We start from the raw sequence: 19,007 nt of genomic DNA, 5'->3' as shown, positions 1-19,007 counted from the left end.
GACGCAGTTGCGTTGTCGCGGTCGCGGCTCGCGCCGCTCCTACAGGGCGATACGAACCGTCGCGAACGCGGGCTCAGTCGTCGTCGCGCTCGCCGGCCATCAGGCCGCGGCGCCAGGCGAAGGCCACCGCTTCGGTGCGGTCGGCCAGGTGCAGCTTGGCCAGCACGTTGCCCAGGTGCGACTTGACCGTCTTCTCGCCGATGTTGAGCGCGGCGGCGATGCGCGCGTTGCTGCCGCCTTCAGCCAGCTTGCGCAGCACGTCGAGCTCGCGCTCGGTCAGGCAGGCGAACGGGTCCTCGCGCGGTTCGCGCTTGCGCCGCACCGCCTTGAGGATGCGCTGGGCGACGAAGGGATGGATCACCGCCTCGCCGGCGGCGATCCGGCGCAGCGTCGCCAGCAGTTCGTCGCCGAGCATGCTCTTGAACAGCAGCGACTGCGCGCCGGCCTCGATCGCGGCGAAGGCCAGGTCGTCCTGGTCGGTCGAGGTCAGCACCGCGATCGCGCTGCGCGGGCTGAGGGTCTTGATCGCGCGGATCGCCTGCACGCCGTCCACGTCCGGCATCATCAGGTCGATCACGATCAGGTCCGGCGCCAGGTCGCGCGCCAGCGCGATCGCCTCGGCGCCGCCGGCGGCCTCGCCGATCACTTCGAAATCGTCGGTCAGCATCAACAGGCTGCGGATGCCCTTGCGCACCACTTCGTGGTCGTCGACCAACAGGACCGAGGTGCTCATGCGGAATCTCCTTGCGGCTCGGGCAGAGTGAAAGACACCGTCACCACCGTGCCGCTGGCGGAACTGGCGATGCGGAAGCGCCCGCCCGGCAGGGTCCGCGCGCGCATGCGCATGTTGCCCAGGCCCATGCCGGTGGTTTCGTGTTCGTCGATGGAAAAGCCGCAGCCGTCGTCCTGGATGGTCCAGCCGTAACGGTCGCCGGCGCTGTTGAGCACCACCTCGATCCGCTTGGCGCCGCTGTGGCGCAGGCTGTTGGCGGCGGCCTCGGTGGCGATCAGCAGCAACTGCCCGGCGTGCTGCGGATGCTCGCCGACGCCGCGCTCGGCCACGCCGTCCAGCAACAGCCGCCATTCGATGCCGCTGCCGCCGAGCAGATGCGAGTAAGTGTCTTCCAGCGCCTTGCGCAGCCCTTGCTCGGCCACGGTCGGCGCGCTGAAACGCTGGATCACGTCGGCCAGATCGCGCTGCAACTGCCCGGTCAGGCCGAGCGCGGCCTTGATCAGCGCGCCCTGGCGCGGGTCGCGCCCGTTCTCGCCGTCGCGGCCGTTGAGGTGATCGAGCACGCTCAACTGCAAGCCCAGAGCGAAGCTGCGCTGCTTGGCGGTGTCGTGCAGATCGCGCGCCAGCCGGTTGCGTTCTTCCGACACCGCCAGCCGCTGGCGCACCTGGATCACTTCGCCGAGCGCGTCGGCCATGCGGTCGAAGCGTTGCGCCAGGCGTCCGAATTCGTCGTGGCCGCGGTCGTGGATGCGGGTCTCCAGATCGCCTTCGGCCCAGGCGTCGGCGATCTGTTCGGCGTGACGCAGGCGCTGGGTCAGCAAGGTGGCCACCGCCACCGATGCCATCGCGCTGATCACGATCAGATAGATCGCAAGCCCGACCACATCGCCCAAGGTCATGCGCATGAAGGTCGCGACCGAACCGCCCGGATGCTGGCCGACGCCGAGGCTCGCGCCCGGCGTCGCCGCCAGCGGCACCGCGGCTACGCTGATCCAGTCGCCTTCGCGTTCCAGCCGCCGGGTCGCGGCCACGCCGTCGGCGGCGGCCTGTTGCCCGGCCTGCGCCAGCGCCTTCGCCAGCGGCGCGCCGGGCTGCGGCGGATACATGCAGGCGCGGCCGTCGCGGTCGAGGTAACGGATCGCGATGCGGCCTTCGCCGGGGCCGCCGGCGTAGCTGTAGGAATACATCCACTGCGGCGTGTCCATGCCGACCACGCGCACCAGCAAGCCTTGCAACAGCGCCTCGCATTGCGCCGGCGGCAGCGTCGCCAGATCCGGCAACGGCCCGACCCGTTCGAGCTCGCGCTGGATCGCCGCTTCCAACACCTGCGGCGCCAGATCGGTGCGCAGGTCCTGGCGCAGCAGGTACACCGCCAGCAGCGACAACAGGCCGGTGCTGATCCAGCACGCGACCAGCATCGACAGCAGGCATTTCCAGAACAGCCCGCTCCACCAGCGCCGGTTCGGCGCGCGTGCGGCCGGATTCGGGCGGGCGGCGGTTTCGTTCATGCCGCCAGTATTCCAGTTTCTGCGCTGATTTGATCCGCCAAACGGCCGGGATCCGGCCCGCCCGCGGCCCGATGCCGGGCGCGCGCGCCGCGCTCAGCATGCGTCCTCCCCGACCGGACCTGCGACCATGCCTGCCCCACAACGCTCCGACGCGCGCACCGACGCGCGCATCGAACACCTAGACGCGCTGCGCGGTCTGTCCCTGCTCGGCATCATGCTGGTCAACATCGGCGTGTTCGCCTCGCCGTGGTGGGGAATCGGTCTCGATCCGGTCCACGCCGACCCGCTCAGCCGCGCGGTCGATGCGCTGGTGACTACGGTGTTCGAGATGAAGTTCTACCTGTTGTTTTCGTTTCTGTTCGGTTACAGCTTCAGCCTGCAGCAGCGCGCCGCCGCGCGCGCCGGCGAGGCGTTCGCGCCGCGCATGCGCCGGCGCTTGCTGGGCTTGTGGGTCGTCGGCGCACTGCACGCGGTGTTGCTGTTCCACGGCGACATCCTCACCACTTACGCGCTGATGGGCGCGGTGTTGCTGGGCTTGAGCCGCGCCAGCGAACGCACGCAGTTGCGCATCGCGCATGCGCTGATCGCAGCGACCGCGCTGGGCTGGGGCGGACTGGGCGTGCTGGCGTGGGCGGATCCGCAGGCGCTCGCCGACCCGGCCGCAACCGCGGCGCAGGCGCAAACGATCCTGCAAGGCTTCACCGGCGCGCCGGCGCAGGTGCTGGCCGCGCGCTGGCGCGAGATCGGCGGCACTTGGCCGATCCTGCTGCTGTTGCAGGCGCCGTGCGCGTTGGCGATGTTCCTCTACGGGCTGATCGCGGGCCGGCGCGAAATCGCCGCGCGCCTGGACGACTACCGGCCGTTGCTGCGGCGCCTGCGCATCGCCGGCTTCGCCATCGGCGTGCCCGCCGCGCTGGCGCTGGGCGCGAATGCGCTGTGGCCGGTGTCCGAGGCGGTGCAACTGTGGGTGCTCGCGCTGAGCCTGCTGACCGCGCCGCTGTTGAGCCTGGCTTACGCCGCGTGCGCGCTGCCGTGGTTCGCGCGCGGCGGCGCGCGCCTGGCCGACCGGTTGGCGCCGGCCGGGCGCATGGCCTTGTCCAACTACCTGCTGCAATCGGCGGTGCTGGCGGTCGTGTTCACCGGTTATGGCTGGGGCGCGATGGGCCAGGCGACGCCGGCGCAGGCGGTGGCGATCGCGCTGGCCGTGTTCGTCGCGCAACTGTGGCTCAGCCGCTGGTGGCTGCGCCGCTTCGCCTACGGCCCGCTGGAATGGCTGCTGCGCGCGCTGACCATCGGCGCGTGGCCGCGCTTGCGGCGGCCGGCTTACGAGCCGACGCGCTGAGACCGGCGCGCCGCGCTCAATGGCTTGTTCATCGCCTCAGAACGCCCGGCTCACCGTCACGCTGCCGAACACCGGCGTCTGCTTCTGCCCTTCGAACTCGCGCGTGCTGTGGTAGCGCGCGAACGCGAACTTCCAGCGTCCGTGCATCAGCGCCACGCCGTAGCCGACCTCGGCCACGAACGGGCGCTTGTCGACGCTGTGGCTGCTGCGGAAGGTGTTGCCGTCCAGGGTGATGTCGCGCAGCACCCAGCGCACGTCACTGGTCAGGAACAGATGCGCGGCGAACGGCCGGTCGCCGGTGTTGTAGTGGGTGGTCGGCGCGGTGTTCTCGCCGGCCGGACGCAGCGGCGTGCTGCCGAAATCGTCGGGCAGGCGCAGGCCGAAGCGCACCTCCATGCCGGCGTTGGCGTAGGTGGCGAGGTTGCCGAAGCTGCCGCCGTAGTGGCCGACCGCGTCCCAGCCCCAGCGGCGCTCGGCCGCATCCTCAGGCGCGAAGCGGCGCATGCGTTCGTGGACGATGCGGAACACCGGCTCGTCGTGCAGTTGGTTGTCCCAGCCTTCGAAGGTCTTGTCGCCGAGCGCGCGGTGCACCGCGTTCTGCACCTGCTTGCCCAGCGCCGAGGGGCCGACGATGCCGAACTGCAACTGCGTGGTGCGCAGGCGGTCGCCGGTGCGCGCGTTGTAGCCCAGGCCGGCGAGCAGCGCGCCGGCGTAGGGCCGGTCGTCGCGGATCAGGTCGCGGCGGCTGTAGTCGGTGGGGGTGAAGATGCCCTGGGCGAAGGTCGCGATCATGTTGCGCTGCTCGAAACCTTGCGGCGGTTGCAGCGCATCGAGATGGCGGTTGATCCAGCGCGCCAGGCGCGGGATGCACGGGTCGTCGGTGTAGTCGGCCAGGTTCGGCGACACCAGGGTGAGCTGGATGCCGTTGCTGTAGCCCTGGTCCTGACCGCCGAACAAGTCGTTGTCCACGCGCAGATTGACGGTGGGAGGCAGCCGGGTGTGGCCGTTGGTGCAGGCCTCGCGGCCCTGCGCGGCGGCGGCGGGCGCGTGCAGCGCGGCGCCGGCGAACAGCAGGGACGAGAGCAGCAGGGACGAGGACGGAACGTTCGCGCGCATAGGCATCGGCAGACGTGCGCCGCCGCGTCCGACGCGGCGGCGGGTGGGTGCGGCGGGACGCGCCGCGAACCGTGGCGGCGGCGGCGCATCGGGTGGCGCGGCCGCGCGGCTGGGCAGGGCGGACAAAATCGCATGGATCGGCCGGCGACGGCGCTGGCGCGGCCGCGACGGTTCGTCCCGCCGATGGTGCTTGAGATGCCTGGCGGCGTCTTTGCCGCTTGAGCCTGCTGGCCGCGCTGCGGGCGCCTGCCCGGATCGGAACGGTTCGCAGCGCGCCGCCGCAGCGCGCCGCGCTTACGACGCGTCGGGCAGTTCGTAGTCGAAATGATAGAAATGCGCGCCGCCCTCGCGCACATCGATGCGCATGCGGCCGCTGAGCCCCTGCAGTTCGCCGGTGCCCGAATCGGGCACCACGACGATGCTCAGATCGGCTGCGCCGCGATCCATCAGCCCGCGATGCAGCAGCAGGAAACTGCCGCGGCGCCCGTCCAGCGCGCCTTCGACTTTCTCCAGCGCGACATAGCCGGCCGAGCCTTTGACCGCGCTCATGGCCGCGAGCATCTCGCCGCGGCCGCTCGCCTCCAGCGCGCCTTCGAAGCGCTTGTCCAGGGCCATGCGCCCGAACGCGCCCTCGGCCTGCGCATGCACCGGCTGTGGGCTCAAGCTCACCTGGAACGGTCCTTCGATCTGCGGCATGGCGATGGCCCGGTGCGCGGCGGCGCCCCGTCGGCGCGGCCCAGCGGCGCATGCTAATCCGATTCGCGCCGCCGCGTTGCGCCGGGCTTGCGCGCACCGTGCGCGCAGTGCGGCAACTTGCCGCAGCCGGCCTCTACGCCCCTGCCCTAGCATCTGCGCCAGCCGCGGCCGTTCGCGCGGCGCCTGTCACGATGCGCCGGCGGCGCGCTCCCCTCTCCCACCCTCGCGCGCCGCCGACGCCGCGCGGCCCGGCCGTCCGTTCCGTCATGTCGATCTTTCCCCGGCGCCGCCGCGCCCACGCCGCCACCGGCCTCGCCGCCGCGATCTGCGCCGCCGCGCTCGCGCCCGCCGCGCGCGCCGACGGGCCCGCCTCGCGCGCTGCGGTCGAACTCGACACGGTGCGGGTCCAGGCCGAGCGCCGTGACGCCCGCGCCGCCTCGGTCGCCAGCGCCAGCCGGCTCGGCCTGGAGCCGGGCGAGATTCCCGCCACCCTCGACGCGCTCGACGCCGACGACATCCAGGCACGCGGCCTGCGCGACAGCGTCGAAGTGCTGCGCGCGATGCCCGGGGTCATGGCCGGCAACCTGCCCGGCCAGCCCGGCGCGGCGTCGATGCGCGGCTTCGGCTCGGGCGCGGTGTCGTATCTGTTCGACGGCGTGCGCCTGACCAGTTCGGGGTTCTCTTCGCGCAACTGGGACAGCTTCCAGTTCGAACGAGTCGAAGTGCTCAAGGGCCCGGCCTCGGTGCTGTACGGCGAAGGCGTGCTGGCCGGCGCGATCAATTTCGTGCCCAAGAGCGCGCAGCTCGACAGCCGCAACGGCGAGGTGCTGCTCGGCTACGGCAGCCACGGCAGTTTGCGCCTGGGCCTGGACGGCAACGCGCCGCTGAGCCCGACCCTGGCCGTACGCGGCGTGCTCAGCGCCAACCGCAGCGACGGCTACGTCGACGACACCGCCTCGCAGGCGCAGGCCTTCAGCGGCTCGCTGCTGTGGCAGCCCGACGCGCGGCTGAGCCTGCGCGCGGCGCTGGACTACAACCGCGACGATTTCGATACCGCGTATTTCGGCGCGCCGCTGGTGCCGCTCGAAGTCGCGGCCGATCCCAGCGGCTTGGTCGGCAATTCGCTCGGGCTGGTGGTGGACAAGGCCGCGCGCGAGCGCAACTACAACGTGCGCGACGGCCGCATGGATTCGCGCTCGTGGTGGCTGCGCACACGCCTGGACTATCGCCTGGGCGACCGCTGGAACCTCAGCAACGAAGCCAGCGTCTATGACGCGCGCCGGCGTTGGGACAACAGCGAGGACTTCACTTACGACGCCGCCAGCGGCCGCCTGCAGCGCAGCGCAGCGCGCATCCACCACGACCAACGCGTGTGGAACCAGCGCCTCAGCCTGCGCCACGACGGCCGCCTGGGCGGGCGCCGGCATCTGTTCGCGGCCGGTTTCGAATACAGCGACACCGATTTCTTCAACCTGCGCCGGTTCGGCCGCGCCGGCTCGGTCGACTTGCTGGCGCAGGATCGCGGCACCCTGCCGCCGGACAATCCGCTCGACTACGGCGACGGCCGCAACGATTTCAGCACCCGGGTCAAGGTGGCCGCGCTGTTCGCCGAGGACGCGCTCAACCTCACCCCGCGCTGGCTGTTGGTCGCCGGGTTGCGCCACGAGCGGATCGAACTGCGCCGGCGCAATCTCGACCTGGACAGCGGCCAGCGCAGCGGCTTCGGCCGCGAGTTCTCGCCGACGTCGTGGCGCCTGGGCAGCGTGTTCGAACTGCGCCCGCACACCCAGCTCTACGCCCAGTACAGCAGCGCGGTGCTGCCGGTGAGTTCGTTCCTGACCATCAACCAGCGCAACAACGCCTTCGACCTCAGCCATGGCGAGTCGCTCGAAGTCGGCCTGCGCAGCGAACTGTTCGACCAGCGCCTGCGGCTCACCGCCGCGGCCTACAAGCTGCGCCAGGACGACATCCTGACCCGCGACCCGCTGCAGCCGCAGATCAGCGTGCAGGACGGGCGCCAGTCCTCGCAGGGCGTTGAGTTGACGCTGAGCGCGCAGGCCGCGCCGCGCCTGCGCATCGACGCCAGCGCGGCGCTGCTGTCGGCGCGCTTCGACCGCCTGCACGAGGCCGGCGGCGCCGACCGCAGCGGCAACCGGCCGTCCAACGTGCCCGAGCGCACTGCCAGCGTCGACGCCTGGTATCGCTTCGATGGCCTGCCGCTGAGCGTCCATCTGGGCCTGCGCTACGTCGGCGATTTCTATACCGACAACGCCAACCAGTTCCGCGTGCGCGGCCACACCGTCGCCGACGCCGCGCTCGACTGGAACGGCGCCAGCGGCCGCTACACCCTGCGCGTGCGCAACCTCGGCGATGCCTTCTATGCCGACTGGTCCGGCTACAGCGCGCGCCAGGTCTACCTGGGCGCGCCGCGCAGCGTCGAGCTCAGCTACACCCGGGCGTGGCGATGAACGCTTCGGCGCATCGGCGCGGGTTCTACCGCAGCGTCTGGCGCTGGCATTTCTACGCCGGCCTGCTGGTGATGCCGCTACTGCTGGTGCTGGCGCTGACCGGCGCGGTGTATCTGTTCCACGACGAGATCGAGGACACGGCCCACGCATCGCTGCGTTTCGCGCCGCAGCGCAGCGCCGAGCTGCCGCTGTCGCGGCTGATCGCGGCGGCGCGCGCGGCGTATCCGGGCGAGGTCACCCGCATCGACGTGCCGGTGGATCCGCGCCGCACCGCGCAGGTGTTCGTGACTCCAGCGCGCGGCGAGCCGCTGCGTGTATTCGTCGACCCGGGCAGCGCGCGCGTGCACGGCGCCTTCGTCTATACCCGTACCTTGGTCGGCTTCGCCGACACCGTGCACGGCTCGCTGATGCTCGGCCGCGTCGGCGATGCGCTGGTGGAACTGGCCGCATGCTGGGCGCTGCTGCTGATCGCCACCGGCGCCTACCTGTGGTGGCCGCGCGGACGCGGCTGGCGCGCTGCGCTGTGGCCCGACTGGCGCGCGCGCGGCCGCGGCTTCTGGCGCAGCCTGCACGCCAGCGTCGGCGCCTGGACCGCGGCATTGATCGTGTTCCTGATCCTCACCGGCCTGCCGTGGGCCGGGGTGTGGGGCGATCTGTTGCGCGCCGGGCTGCAGCCGCTGGGCCTGGGGTATCCGGCCGAACATCGCCACCACGCCGCCGCCGCGCCGCGGGTCGGACAGGCGGTGAGCGATGCGCCGTGGACGCTGCGCGACGCGCCGTTTCCGGCTTCGCACGCGCACCATCACGGCGGCGACAGCGCCGGCGCGCGCGATGTCGGCATCGACGCAGTCGCGCGCACCCTGGCCGCGCGCGGGCTGCGCACCGACTATCGCCTGTCGCTGCCGCGCGGTAGCGATGGCGTCTACACCGCGGTGGTCTATCCCGACCGGCCGCAGGGTCAGCGCACCGTGCACGTCGATCGCTACACCGGCGCGGTCGCCGGCGATACCGGCTTCGCCGATTACGGCCTCGGCGCCAAGGCGGTGGAACTGGGCGTGCAATTGCACATGGGCCGCTATTTCGGCCGCGCCAATCAGATCGTGATGTTGCTGCCGTGCATCGGAATCGTCGTGCTCAGCCTCAGCGGCGCGTGGATGTGGTGGCGGCGGCGTCCGCGCGGGCGCCTGGGCGCGCCCCCGGCGCCCGCGCCGGCACGGCTGCGCACGGTCGCGGCGATCGCACTGGGCTGCGGTCTGCTGTTCCCGCTGCTGGGCGCGTCGCTGCTGCTGGTGTACGCGCTGGACCGGCTGCTGATCGCGCGGGTGCCGCGTTGGGCGGCGTTCGTGCATTGAGCTGCGCCGTGGTCACAGGGCCTTCAGGCCCGTTGCCTTGCGTTGCGGTCGTCGCGATCGGATGCAAGCGCGTCGGGCCTGAAGGCCCTCCCACAACGGCCCCGGCATAAAAACGGCACCGCCGCTCGCGCGGCGATGCCGTCCCCTGCCGATCCCATTGCGATCACGTTTCGACCAAAGCGACTACCGACTCCGGTCCAGCGCACCGGAGCCGGTAGCGCCACCCGTCCGGCGGCGCTGATGCTTCCGATCCGGCATTACGGCGTCCGGGTCGGAGCCTCGTCGCACCACGTCGTCGGCTGGGCCACCGCGCCCGACGGAGGGGCGGATCGCGGTGTCACGGCGGCCAGTTGCGTCAGCGGACGACGCGGCTTGGCCTTGCTGCCGGTGCCGCGCGAGGCGACACGCTTGCTCTTGGAAATCGGACGCGCGCCGCCGCTCTTGGCCTTGGCGATCTTGCGCGCCGGCGCGGCCTTCGCTGCCGGACGCAGCTTGCATTGGCCGAAGCCGCCGCCCGCCGCGGCCGTGGCGCCGCCGGCGTTGGCGCCCGCCGCGGTGCCGATGCCGGCGCCGGCCAGCGCGGCCGCGGTTGCCGGGTCCGAAGCGCCCGACGCGGAACCCGAGGAAGACGCCGATGCCGGCGACGACGAAACCGCACTGGCTGCGGCACCGGCCGCGACCGCCGCTGCCGCGGCACCGCGCACAGAACCGGAACTCGAACTCGAACCCGAGCCCGAAGCGGAACCCGACGCTGCGGTGCCGTTCGCCGTCGCTGCCGTAGCGCCGGCCGAACCGGCTGCAGCGGCCGCACCCGCTGCAGCCGCGCCCGCACTACTCGCACCGCCCGCACCACTCGCACCACTCGCACTTTGCGCCGCCGCGGCATCCGCACCGGCCGCTGTCGACTGCGCCGTCCAACCCGCCGCGGCCGGCGTAGCCAACGGCGCCGCACGCGCGGCCGCCACCGCCGCCGATCCGCCCCAGCCCAGACGCAGGCCGACATTCAGCGAATGCGCGCGATCGTCGCTGCCGATATCGCCGCGGTATTCGACGAAGCCGCTGCTGACCGGGCTGATCCGGTACTGCAAACCCAGCCCCACGTTCCAGCGATTGCGCTCGGCGGCGAAACCGGTGGTGGCGAAGCCCGGCACGTTGGCGCCGGCGAAGGCGTTGCGCGCCTGCGGCCGGTCGTCGTTGAGATCGTGCAGATAGCGGATGTCGGCAGTCGGGCTCCACTTGCGCGCGGCGTTGCCGGGCACGCCGGTGAAGCGCACGCCGATGCCGGCGGTGGTGACGTCATAGCTGTCCACCGCCACCTGCAAATCGGCGTCGCCGGCGCCGCGTTCGCGGAACCGCACCGACTCGACCTTGTTGTAGTACACGCCCAGCAACGGTTCCACGCGCACCCGCGCGGCGTCGATGCGCCAGCCGGCTTCGAGCATCGCGTACACGCCGTCGTTGCTGAAGTGCGCCTGGGCGCGGCGGTTGTACACGCCCACCGACACCTCGCGCTCGGCGTCGAAGCTGCCGTAGCTGTAGCCGGCCGCGCCCTGGGTCCAGAACGGGCCGGGCGCGTACAGCCAGTGGATGCCGACGTTGAACAGGTCGCCGTCGACCTTGTCGTCGCGGCGGTCGGTTTCCATCTTCGAATGGGCCATGCCGATATGCCCGCCGAAGCGCAGATGCTCGGCCGGCGAGCCTTCCAGGCCGATCGCCAGGCCGCCGACGGTGTTGTCGATGCCGTCCAGGCGCTCGCCGTCGAACTCGGCGCGGCCGCCGTAGGCGGTGGCCCACAGCGTGCCCAGCGTGGCCTCGTCGTCGACGCCGTTGTCGCGCGCCAGATCCATTTGCCGCGACACGCTGCGCTGCAGCTGCTCGGCGTTGTAGCGCTGGGCGCTGGCGATGGAGGCGTAGGTCTCGCCGCTGAGGGTGTCGAACGCGCGCGGCGCCTGCGCCGCGCTGAGGCCGCGCGCGGCGGCGATCAGCACCGGCAACTGGCCGCTGTTGCGGTCGGCGATGGTCTGCAGCGCGTTGGCCACCGCCTGCTGGTTCGGGCTCAGGTTGGGGAACTGGTTGAAGCGGATGCCGGTGCCGCCGACGTCGTGCTCGCTCAGACGCAGGAACACGTCGTTGCCCTGCACGAACAACGCCGCGTCGAGGAACGGCAGCGCGGTCTGGCTGACGCCGGTGAAGGCGCCGCTGAGCGAGCCCGCGTCGAGGATGCGGTAATCGGTCACCGGCGCGTAGCTGCCCGGCTGCGGGATCGCCACCACCTGGCCGCCGTTGACCGCGGCGTTGCCCGCCACCACCACACTGTCGGTGGCGCCGCCGCCGTTCTGCCGCACTTGCAAGGTCGCGCCCGGATTCACCGTCAGGCTGGCGACGTTGAGCGCCGCGCCGACCGTGCCGGTGCCCGCGGCCGCGCCGCTGGCGCCGGACAAGCCCGACGGCGCCAAGGTGCCGCCCAAGGTCAGCGCGCCGGCCAGCGCGCCATCGCCGATCAACGCGCCGCCCGCGGCGACCGTGGCGTTGCCGCCGAGGTTGCCGTCGAGCACCAGGTTGCCGCCGATGCTGGATGTGTCGAACGCGCCGGTCGCGCCGCTGGCCAGCACCAGGGTGCCGCCCGGGGCCAGCGCGAGGTTTTCGAAACCGATCAGCCCGGCCGCCGGCAGGATGCCGTCGCCCGTGCCGTTGACCGCGAAGGTGTCGCTGCCGCCACCGGCGTTGACCGCGCCGGTGAGCCCGGCGAGGTTGGCCAGGCTCGAAGTCAGCGAATCGTTGCCCGCACCCAGATTCACCGCGCCGGCGACCGCGCCGTTGACGGTGAGGTTGTCGGCGCCGCCGCTGAAGTTGGCGGTGGTGCCCGCGGCCGACGCCAGGCCGGCGCTGATCGGATTGGCGACGTTGAGCGTGCCGCCCTGCAGCGACAGCCCGCCGGTGAAACCCAGCACCGGGCCGTTGAGGCCGAGCGCGCCGGTGCCGTTCTTGACCAGCGTGCCGCTGCCGGACACGGTGCCGTTGAAGTCCAGGCCGTTGTTGCCGTTCAAGTTCAGCGCGCTGCCGGCGGCCAGATTGACCGCGTTGGCCAGCGCCAGCCCCGGCAGCGCCGCAGTCAGCGCGGCGTTGCCGCCGATGTTGAGCGCGCCGGTGCCCAACGCAGCGGCGTTGCCCAGGCTCAGCGTGCCGGCGTTGAGGTTGGTGCCGCCGGTGTAGCTGTTGGCCGCGCCCAGCGCGAGCGTGCCGCTGCCGTTGAAGCCGAGGCTGCCGCCGCCGCCGATGCTGCCGCCCAGGCTCAGGTTGTTGCTGCCGCCGATGCCGAGCTGCGCGCCGGTGCCCAGGGTGATCGCGTTGCCGAGCGCGATGCCCGGCGCGGTCGCGCTCAGGCCGGCGTTGCCGCCGACCGTCAACGCGCCGCTGCCCAGCGCGGTGTTGGTGCCGACGCCGAGCGAACCGGCGTTGAGCGCGACGCCGCCGCCGAAGCTGTTGGCGCCGCCAAGGTTGAGCGCGCCGCTGCCGTTCATGGCCAGGCCACCGGCGCCGCCGATGGCGCCGCCGAGCGCGAGGTCGTTGCTGCCGCCGACGCCGAGGGTGACGCCGGCGCCCAGATTGACCGCATTGCCCAGCGCCACGCCCGGCGCGCTGGCGGTAAGCCCGGCGCTGCCGCCGACGTTGAGCGCACCGCTGCCCAGCGCGGTACTGGTGCCGACGCCAAGGGTGCCGCCGCCGAGCGCGACGCCGCCGGCGAAGCTGTTGGCGCCGCCCAGGGTCAGCGTCGAGGGCCCGTTGAAGCTCAGCCCGCCGGCGCCGCCGATGGCGCCGTTCAAGCCGAGGTTGGCGCCGCCGCCGATCGCGAGCGCGGCGTTGAGGTCGATCGCGTTGCCCAGGTTCACCGCTGCGCCGGCGTTGAGCGTGGCCGCGCCGTTGATGCCGAGCGTACCGGTGCCCAGCGCGGTGTCGGTGCCGACGTTGAGCGTGCCGGCCTGCAGGTTCAAGCCGCCGCCGAAGCTGTTGTTGCCGTTGAGGGTCAGCGCGCCGGCGCCGGTCTTGATCAGCGAACCGCCGCCGTCGATGGCGCCGCCCAGGGTGATGTCGGGCGCGCCGCCGAGGCTCAGCGCCGCGCCGGCGCCGAGGTTCACCGCATTGCCGAGGTTCAAGGCCGCGCCGGTGCTGCCGAGCGTGGCGTTGCCGGTGACCGCGAGCGTGCCGGTGCCGAGCGAGGCGCTGCCGCCGAGCAGCAGATTGCCCGAGCCCAGCGCGACGCCGCCGCCGAAGGTGTTGGCGCCGGTCAAGGTGAAATCGCCGCTGCCGTTGATCGACAGTCCGCCGCCGCCACCGATGGCGCCGCCGAGGTTGAGCGAGTTGGCGCCGGTGAGGCCGAGCACCGCGCCCGCGCCCAGGTCGATGGCATTGCCCAAGGCGATGCCCGGTGCGCCCGCGGTGAGCCCCGCGCTGCCGCCGACGCTGAGCGTGCCGGTGCCCAGCGCGGTGTTGCTGCCGACGCTGAGCGTGCCGCTGCCGAGCGCGACGCCGCCGCCGAAGCTGTTGGCGCCGTTGAGCGCCAGCGTGCCGGTGCCGCCGAACGCGAGCCCGCCGCCGCCGCCGATGCTGCCGCCCAACGTCAGATCGTTGCTGCCGCCGATGCCGAGCGTGGCGCCGGCGCCGAGGTTCACCGCATTGCCGAGGTTCACGCCGGCGCCGCTGGCGAACAGGCCGGCGCTGGCGCCGACATTGAGCGCGCCGGTGCCCAGCGACGTGCTGGTGCCGACGCCGAGCGTGCCGGCGTTGAGCGCGACGCCGCCGCCGAAGCTGTTGGCGCCGCCGAGGTTCAAGGTGCCGGTGCCGTTCATCGCCAATCCGCCGGCGCCGCCGATGGCGCCGCCCAGGCTCAGATCGTTGCCGCCGCCGATGCCGAGCGACGCGCCGGCGCCGAGGTTGACCGCATTGCCCAGCGCGATGCCCGGCAAACCCGCGCTCAGGTTGGCGCTGCCGCCGACGTTGAGCGCGCCGGTGCCCAGCGCGGTGTTGCTGCCGACGCTGAGCGAACCGCCGCCGAGCGCGAGGCCGCCGCCGAAGCTGTTGTTGCCGTTCAAGCTCAGCGCGAACGGGCCGTTGAAGCTCAGCCCGCCGGCGCCGCCGATGTTGCCGTTCAAGCCCAGATCGACGCCGCCGCCGAGGGTCAGCCCGGCGTTGAGGTTGATCGCGTTGTTCAAGTTCATCGCCGCGCCGGCGTTGAGCGTGGCCGCGCCGTCGACCGACAGCGCACCGGTGCCTAGCGCATTGGCGTTGCCGAGCGCGAGCGTGCCGGCCTGCAGGCTCAGGCCGCCGGTGAAGCCGTTGACACCGTTCAAGGACAAGGTGCCGGCGCCGCTCTTGATCAGCGAGCCGCCGCCGTTGATGCCGCCGCCCAGGCTCAGGTCCGCGGCGCCGCCGAGGTTGAGCCCGGCGCCGGCGCCGAGATTGATCGCATTGCCCAGGTTCAAGGCCGCGCCGGTGCTCGCGAGCCCGGCGTTGCCGCTGACATTGAGCGCGCCCAGGCCGAGCGACGTGTCGGTGCCCAGCAACAGATTGCCCGAGCCCAGAGCGACCCCGCCGCCGAAGCTGTTGGCGCCGCCGAGAGTGAAGCTGCCGCTGCCGTTGATCGCCAACCCGCCGCCGCCGCCGATGGAGCCGTTGAGGCCGAGCGCGTTGGCGCCGCCGAGCCCGAGCGTCGCGCCCGCGCCGAGGGTGATGCCGTTGCCGAGATTCACGCCCGGCACGCCGGCATTGAGGCTGGCGTTGCCGCCGACGGTGAGCCCGCCCAGACCCAGCGCGAGATTGTTGCCGACGCTGAGCGTGCCGCTGCCCAAGTTCACGCCGCCGCCGAACGTGTTGGCGCCGTTGAGCGCGAGCGTGCCGGTGCCGTTGTAGCTGAGCCCGGCGCCGCCGCTGATCAAGCCGCCCAGAGCGATGTTGTTGCCGCCGCCGATGCCGAGCCCGGCGTTGAGCACCACCGCATTGCCCAGGTTGACCCCGGCATTGGCGTTGAGCGTGGCCGCGCCGTTGACGGTCAGCGCGCCCAGGCCCAACGAAGTGTTGGTGCCGACGGTCAAACCGCCGCCGAGCAGATTCAGCCCGCCAGCGAAGTTGTTGGCGCCGCCGAGGGTCAGGTTCGCCGCGCCGGCCTTGGTCAAACCGCCGAGGCCGCCGATGCTGCCGTTGAGCGCGAGATTGTTGCTGCCGCCGATGGCGAGCCCGGCGTTGAGATTGAAATTGTTGGCCAGGCTGACCCCGGCGTTGGCGTCGAGCGAGCCCGCGCCGCTGACGGTCACCGCGCCGGTGCCCAGCGCGAGGTTGTTGCCGACCACCAGCGCGCCGCCGCCGAGATTGAAGCCGCCGGAGAAATTGTTGGCGCCGTTGAGCACCAGCCCCGGCACGCCGGCCATGCTGATCCCGCCGGCGCCGCTGATCGCGCCGTTGAGCGTGAGCGCGCCGCCGCCGGCGCCGAAGTTCAAGGTGTTGTTGAGCACGATGTTGTTGCCCAGCGTCACCCCCGCCGCGCCGGTGAGCCCGGCCGCGCCGTTGACAGTCAGCGTACCGGTGCCCATCGCGCCGCTGTTGCCCAGGTGCAGCGAACCGGCCTGCAGCACGGTGCCGCCGGAGTAGTTGTTGGCCCCGGTCAAGGCGAGGTTGCCGCTGGCGAGCGTCAGCGAACCGGCGCCGTTGATGTTGCCGCCGAGGGTCAGGTTGCCGGCGCCGTTGAGGGTCAGCGCGCTGTTGAGCTGCACTTGGTTGGCGAGCGTGCCGGTGAACGCGGTATTGAGCGAGGCCGGCCCGCCGACCAGGAACAGGCCGGTGCCGAGCGAGTTCGCCGTGCCCAGGGTCAGCCCGCCGCCGTTGAGGGCGAAGCCGCCGCTGAAGTTGTTGTTGCCGGCCAGGGTCAGCGTGCCGGCGCCGTTCTTGATCATGCCGCCGGTGCCGCTGACGGTGCCGCCCAGGGTGAGGTTGTTGGCGCCCTGCACGATCAGGCCGCCGGCGAGGTTGACGTTCTGCAGCAGCGCCAGCCCGCCGACGGAGGCCTGGATCGCGCCGCCGTTGCCGGTCAGCGTGCCGGTGCCGAACGACAGCGCGTTGTCGAAGATCGCGGTGCCGCCGTTGAGCGTGGCGCTGCCGCTGACCACCGCGCCCTGCAGGGTCCAGGTGCCGCTGTTGAGGGTGAGGTTTTCGAAGTTGAGGTATTGCAACGCCGAGATCGTGCCGCTGCCGCCGCTGCCCGAACCGGGCCCGGCGACGGTGTTCTGCAGCACCAGGGTGTCGCTGCCGCCGAGGCCGGCGTCGACCGTGCCGCTGGTGGAGTAGTTCAGCACGCTCGGCGGAATCGAAGGCGTCGGGACGATCACGCCCGGCAACGGCAACAGGCCGCCGTTGATGCTCGAGCCGGTCACCGCGACGAAGGTGTTGCTGCCGCCCAAAGCGCCGAGCGAGACGCTGCCGTTGATGGTGCCGGAGTTGACGAAGACGTTGCCGCCCGCGCCCGGGCTGGAGAACGCGACCCGCCCGGTGATGGTGCCGGTGTTGGTGAAATTGACGTTGCCGCCGCCGTAGATGCCGACCGCGATCGAATTGATCGGGTCGAACAAACCCAGCGCGCTCATGCCGATGCTGCCGGAGTTGGTGATCGTGGTGCTGCCGGTATTGGCCACCACCATCGCCGAGCCGAGCAGGCCGAAGGTGCCGTCGAAGGTGCCTTCGATCGAGCCCTGATTGTCGATGACGACGTTGCCGCTGCCCGGCACGATCAGATTGCCGACCGCCAGCGCGCGCGCCAGCACCAGCGAGCCGGCGGCGTTGGCGTCGATCGCGCCGAGGTTGGTCAGGTTCAGGCCGTTGCCGCCGAAGGTCATCGCGGTGCCGCCCGGCAGCGTGCTCATGATCGCGCCGGATTGCACGGTGACATTGAGGTTGTTGGCATTGCTGAGGAACGAGTTCGGATTCGGCGGCAACAGGATCGGCACGCCGGTGCAACTCACCGTGGCGCCGTCGGTCGGCGCGGCCGGCGTGCACGCCGCCGACGCGCTGCCGCTGTAGAACTGCAGGGCCAGCAACAACGGGATCGCTTGGGCGACGCCGAGGCTGAGGGGATGGAAGCGAAGACCACGACGTTGCGTGCGTGCGGACATGACCGAATCCTCCGTCTTTCCGATGTGCGGTCCAGGTCGTCCTGGCGGAGACCGGTGCGAACGGGACGAACGAAGGACGAGGACCTTCGGCCGGAAGCGGCGCCACGCTCGTGCCGGCGACGGGGGCGGATGCAGGAATCCGCGAACCGTCCGACAGCGACGAAACCAATCGACGATGTTTCAAGGCCGACCGCTTCGGTTTTTTTCGGGGGAAAACCGAATCGGCGACCGGGTGCGACGGCTCGGAGCCTACTAGTGAAAAATATTCGTAAAACTCACCTTCACTCACGTTCCTGAGCGCATTCATGCGCCTGTACCAAGCTCACCCAGGCTCACCGGATGTCATGGCGGAACGGAAAAAAGTTGCGCGCGTTTCCGCCGGCGAAAACCGCAGCGTGATCGGCTAAGCGCAATCGCGGTTGCGCAAAAGCGCGAGCCCCGGGCGCTTGCGCGTCCGGGGCTCGTGAAGGCGATGTCGATGCGCCGCCGGCCGCCGCTGCGGCCGGCGATGCCGACGATCAAACCAGGGTCAGGGTCACATCGATGTTGCCGCGGGTGGCGTTGGAGTACGGGCACACCACGTGGGCCTTCTCGATCAGTTCCTGCGCCTGCTCGCGCGGCAGGCCCGGCAGCGAGATCTTGAGTTCGGCCTGGATGCCGAAACCGGTCGGCAGCGGACCGATGCCGACGCTGCCGTCGATGGCCGCATCGGCGGGGAACGCGATCTTGTCGCGGCCGGCGACGAACTTCATCGCGCCCATGAAGCAGGCCGAGTAGCCGGCGGCGAACAACTGCTCCGGGTTGGTGCCGTCGCCGCCGCCGCCGCCGAGTTCGCGCGGGGTGGTCAGCTTGACGTCGAGCACGTTGTCCGAAGACACGGCGCGGCCGTCGCGGCCACCGGTGACGTGGGCGTGGGCGGTGTAGAGGACTTTTTCGAGGGACATGGCGGGGCTCCGGTTGGGGTCGGTGTTGCGGTTCGGGTTGGGGTTGGCTCCGCGCAGTGCGCGGGAGGGTGAACAAAGCGTGGTGCGCGGTTTATATCGCTGACTATTGAATAGCGTGCTACTTCTTTATGACGCAGCAAAGCGCGCCGCGGCGTTCGGATCAGGCATGGCGGATCAGGCTGGCGCGCAGGGATTCGAGCTGGCCCTTGAGCACGGTGAGTTCGTCGATGCTGCAGTCTTCCAGCGCGCAGCCCATGCCCTCGGGCACGCTGCGAGCCTTGGTCTTGAGCGCGCGGCCGGCCTTGGTCAGCTCGATCACCACCTGGCGCTCGTCGCTGGCGGCGCGGGTGCGGGTCACCAGGCCCGCGGCTTCCAGGCGCTTGAGCAGCGGGGTCAGCGTGGCCGAGTCGAGGAACAGGCGCTCGCCGATCTCCGACACTGTGACCCCGTCGCGCTCCCACAGCACCATCATCGCCAGGTACTGCGGATAGGTCAGCTCCAGCTTGCCGAGCAGCTTACGGTAGACCTTGTTGAGCGCCAGCCCGGTCGAATACAGGGCGAAGCACAACTGGTCGTCGAGCAGCAGGGTCGGTCGCGGCGGCTGGGCCGGGGCGTTCCGGGCGACGGTGGCGGCGGGCTTCTTCATGGGCCGCAATTTACATAGCGCGCTATTTAATAGCAAGCATTAGGCG

11 protein-coding genes are annotated in these 19,007 nt (G+C 71.5%); 4 read left to right on the top strand and 7 right to left on the bottom strand.

Annotated features, from left to right (window positions below; genetic code table 11):
- Positions 1–73 precede the first annotated feature (73 nt).
- Together BLU84_RS00765 and BLU84_RS00760 are read right to left on the bottom strand one after the other, a co-directional pair.
- Positions 74–733, bottom strand: coding sequence for a response regulator (locus tag BLU84_RS00765; RefSeq protein WP_074861687.1), 660 nt, complete (start codon positions 731–733; stop codon positions 74–76).
- On the bottom strand, positions 730–2,241 hold the full coding sequence (locus BLU84_RS00760) for a HAMP domain-containing sensor histidine kinase (protein ID WP_074861686.1): 1,512 nt from the start codon (positions 2,239–2,241) through the stop codon (positions 730–732). The genes BLU84_RS00765 and BLU84_RS00760 overlap by 4 nt, the downstream gene beginning before the upstream one ends.
- A 127-nt stretch (positions 2,242–2,368) precedes the next feature.
- Between BLU84_RS00760 and BLU84_RS00755 the strand changes: the two genes are divergently transcribed.
- A complete protein-coding gene (locus tag BLU84_RS00755) occupies positions 2,369–3,583 on the top strand; it encodes a DUF418 domain-containing protein (protein WP_074861685.1) in 1,215 nt (404 codons plus the stop codon).
- 36 nt (positions 3,584–3,619) lie between these two features.
- Here the strand turns inward: BLU84_RS00755 and BLU84_RS00750 are convergent, their stop codons facing one another.
- Both BLU84_RS00750 and BLU84_RS00745 read right to left on the bottom strand, forming a co-directional pair.
- Positions 3,620–4,705, bottom strand: coding sequence for a lipid A deacylase LpxR family protein (locus BLU84_RS00750; protein ID WP_083382218.1), 1,086 nt, complete (start codon positions 4,703–4,705; stop codon positions 3,620–3,622).
- A gap of 288 nt (positions 4,706–4,993) precedes the next feature.
- A complete protein-coding gene (locus tag BLU84_RS00745; RefSeq protein WP_074861683.1) occupies positions 4,994–5,395 on the bottom strand; it encodes a DUF3224 domain-containing protein in 402 nt (133 codons plus the stop codon).
- Positions 5,396–5,661: 266 nt separating this feature from the next.
- On the opposite strand from BLU84_RS00745, the gene BLU84_RS00740 reads away from it, so the two are divergent.
- Genes BLU84_RS00740 through BLU84_RS28075 form a run of 3 tightly spaced genes read left to right on the top strand, consistent with a single transcriptional unit; the run spans position 5,662 to position 9,325 of the window.
- Positions 5,662–7,863, top strand: coding sequence for a TonB-dependent receptor (locus BLU84_RS00740; RefSeq protein WP_074861682.1), 2,202 nt, complete (start codon positions 5,662–5,664; stop codon positions 7,861–7,863).
- Positions 7,860–9,215: a PepSY-associated TM helix domain-containing protein gene (locus tag BLU84_RS00735; protein WP_074861681.1), complete on the top strand. Its 1,356-nt coding sequence runs from the start codon at positions 7,860–7,862 to the stop codon at positions 9,213–9,215. The genes BLU84_RS00740 and BLU84_RS00735 overlap by 4 nt, the downstream gene beginning before the upstream one ends.
- An 8-nt stretch (positions 9,216–9,223) precedes the next feature.
- Positions 9,224–9,325, top strand: a complete 102-nt coding sequence (locus BLU84_RS28075; protein ID WP_425479311.1) for a DUF6053 domain-containing protein — start codon at positions 9,224–9,226, stop codon at positions 9,323–9,325.
- Positions 9,326–9,472: 147 nt separating this feature from the next.
- On the opposite strand, the gene BLU84_RS00730 is transcribed toward BLU84_RS28075, so the two are convergent.
- From BLU84_RS00730 to BLU84_RS00720, 3 genes are all read right to left on the bottom strand, one after another.
- Positions 9,473–17,371, bottom strand: a complete 7,899-nt coding sequence (locus BLU84_RS00730) for an autotransporter outer membrane beta-barrel domain-containing protein (protein WP_083382217.1) — start codon at positions 17,369–17,371, stop codon at positions 9,473–9,475.
- Between the two features lie 518 nt (positions 17,372–17,889).
- Positions 17,890–18,315: an organic hydroperoxide resistance protein gene (locus tag BLU84_RS00725; protein WP_074861679.1), complete on the bottom strand. Its 426-nt coding sequence runs from the start codon at positions 18,313–18,315 to the stop codon at positions 17,890–17,892.
- 160 nt (positions 18,316–18,475) lie between these two features.
- Positions 18,476–18,961 (bottom strand): MarR family winged helix-turn-helix transcriptional regulator, encoded by a 486-nt coding sequence (locus tag BLU84_RS00720; RefSeq protein ID WP_074861678.1) that lies wholly within the window; start codon positions 18,959–18,961, stop codon positions 18,476–18,478.
- Between the last annotated feature and the right edge of the window lie 46 nt (positions 18,962–19,007).

The sequence above is a fragment of the Lysobacter enzymogenes genome (assembly GCF_900106525.1).
GTDB lineage: Bacteria > Pseudomonadota > Gammaproteobacteria > Xanthomonadales > Xanthomonadaceae > Lysobacter > Lysobacter enzymogenes.
This window is presented reverse-complemented; position numbering and strand designations above follow the sequence as displayed.

What these genes read in the sequence shown, in the direction of transcription:
- BLU84_RS00740 (WP_074861682.1), top strand. Translation starts at nt 5,662, where the DNA reads ATGTCGATCTTTCCCCGGCGCCGCCGCGCCCACGCCGCCACCGGCCTC.
- BLU84_RS00765 (WP_074861687.1), bottom strand. Translation starts at nt 733, where the DNA reads ATGAGCACCTCGGTCCTGTTGGTCGACGACCACGAAGTGGTGCGCAAG.
- BLU84_RS00735 (WP_074861681.1), top strand. Translation starts at nt 7,860, where the DNA reads ATGAACGCTTCGGCGCATCGGCGCGGGTTCTACCGCAGCGTCTGGCGC.
- BLU84_RS00730 (WP_083382217.1), bottom strand. Translation starts at nt 17,371, where the DNA reads ATGTCCGCACGCACGCAACGTCGTGGTCTTCGCTTCCATCCCCTCAGC.
- BLU84_RS00750 (WP_083382218.1), bottom strand. Translation starts at nt 4,705, where the DNA reads ATGCCTATGCGCGCGAACGTTCCGTCCTCGTCCCTGCTGCTCTCGTCC.
- BLU84_RS00760 (WP_074861686.1), bottom strand. Translation starts at nt 2,241, where the DNA reads ATGAACGAAACCGCCGCCCGCCCGAATCCGGCCGCACGCGCGCCGAAC.
- BLU84_RS00745 (WP_074861683.1), bottom strand. Translation starts at nt 5,395, where the DNA reads ATGCCGCAGATCGAAGGACCGTTCCAGGTGAGCTTGAGCCCACAGCCG.
- BLU84_RS00755 (WP_074861685.1), top strand. Translation starts at nt 2,369, where the DNA reads ATGCCTGCCCCACAACGCTCCGACGCGCGCACCGACGCGCGCATCGAA.
- BLU84_RS00725 (WP_074861679.1), bottom strand. Translation starts at nt 18,315, where the DNA reads ATGTCCCTCGAAAAAGTCCTCTACACCGCCCACGCCCACGTCACCGGT.
- BLU84_RS00720 (WP_074861678.1), bottom strand. Translation starts at nt 18,961, where the DNA reads ATGAAGAAGCCCGCCGCCACCGTCGCCCGGAACGCCCCGGCCCAGCCG.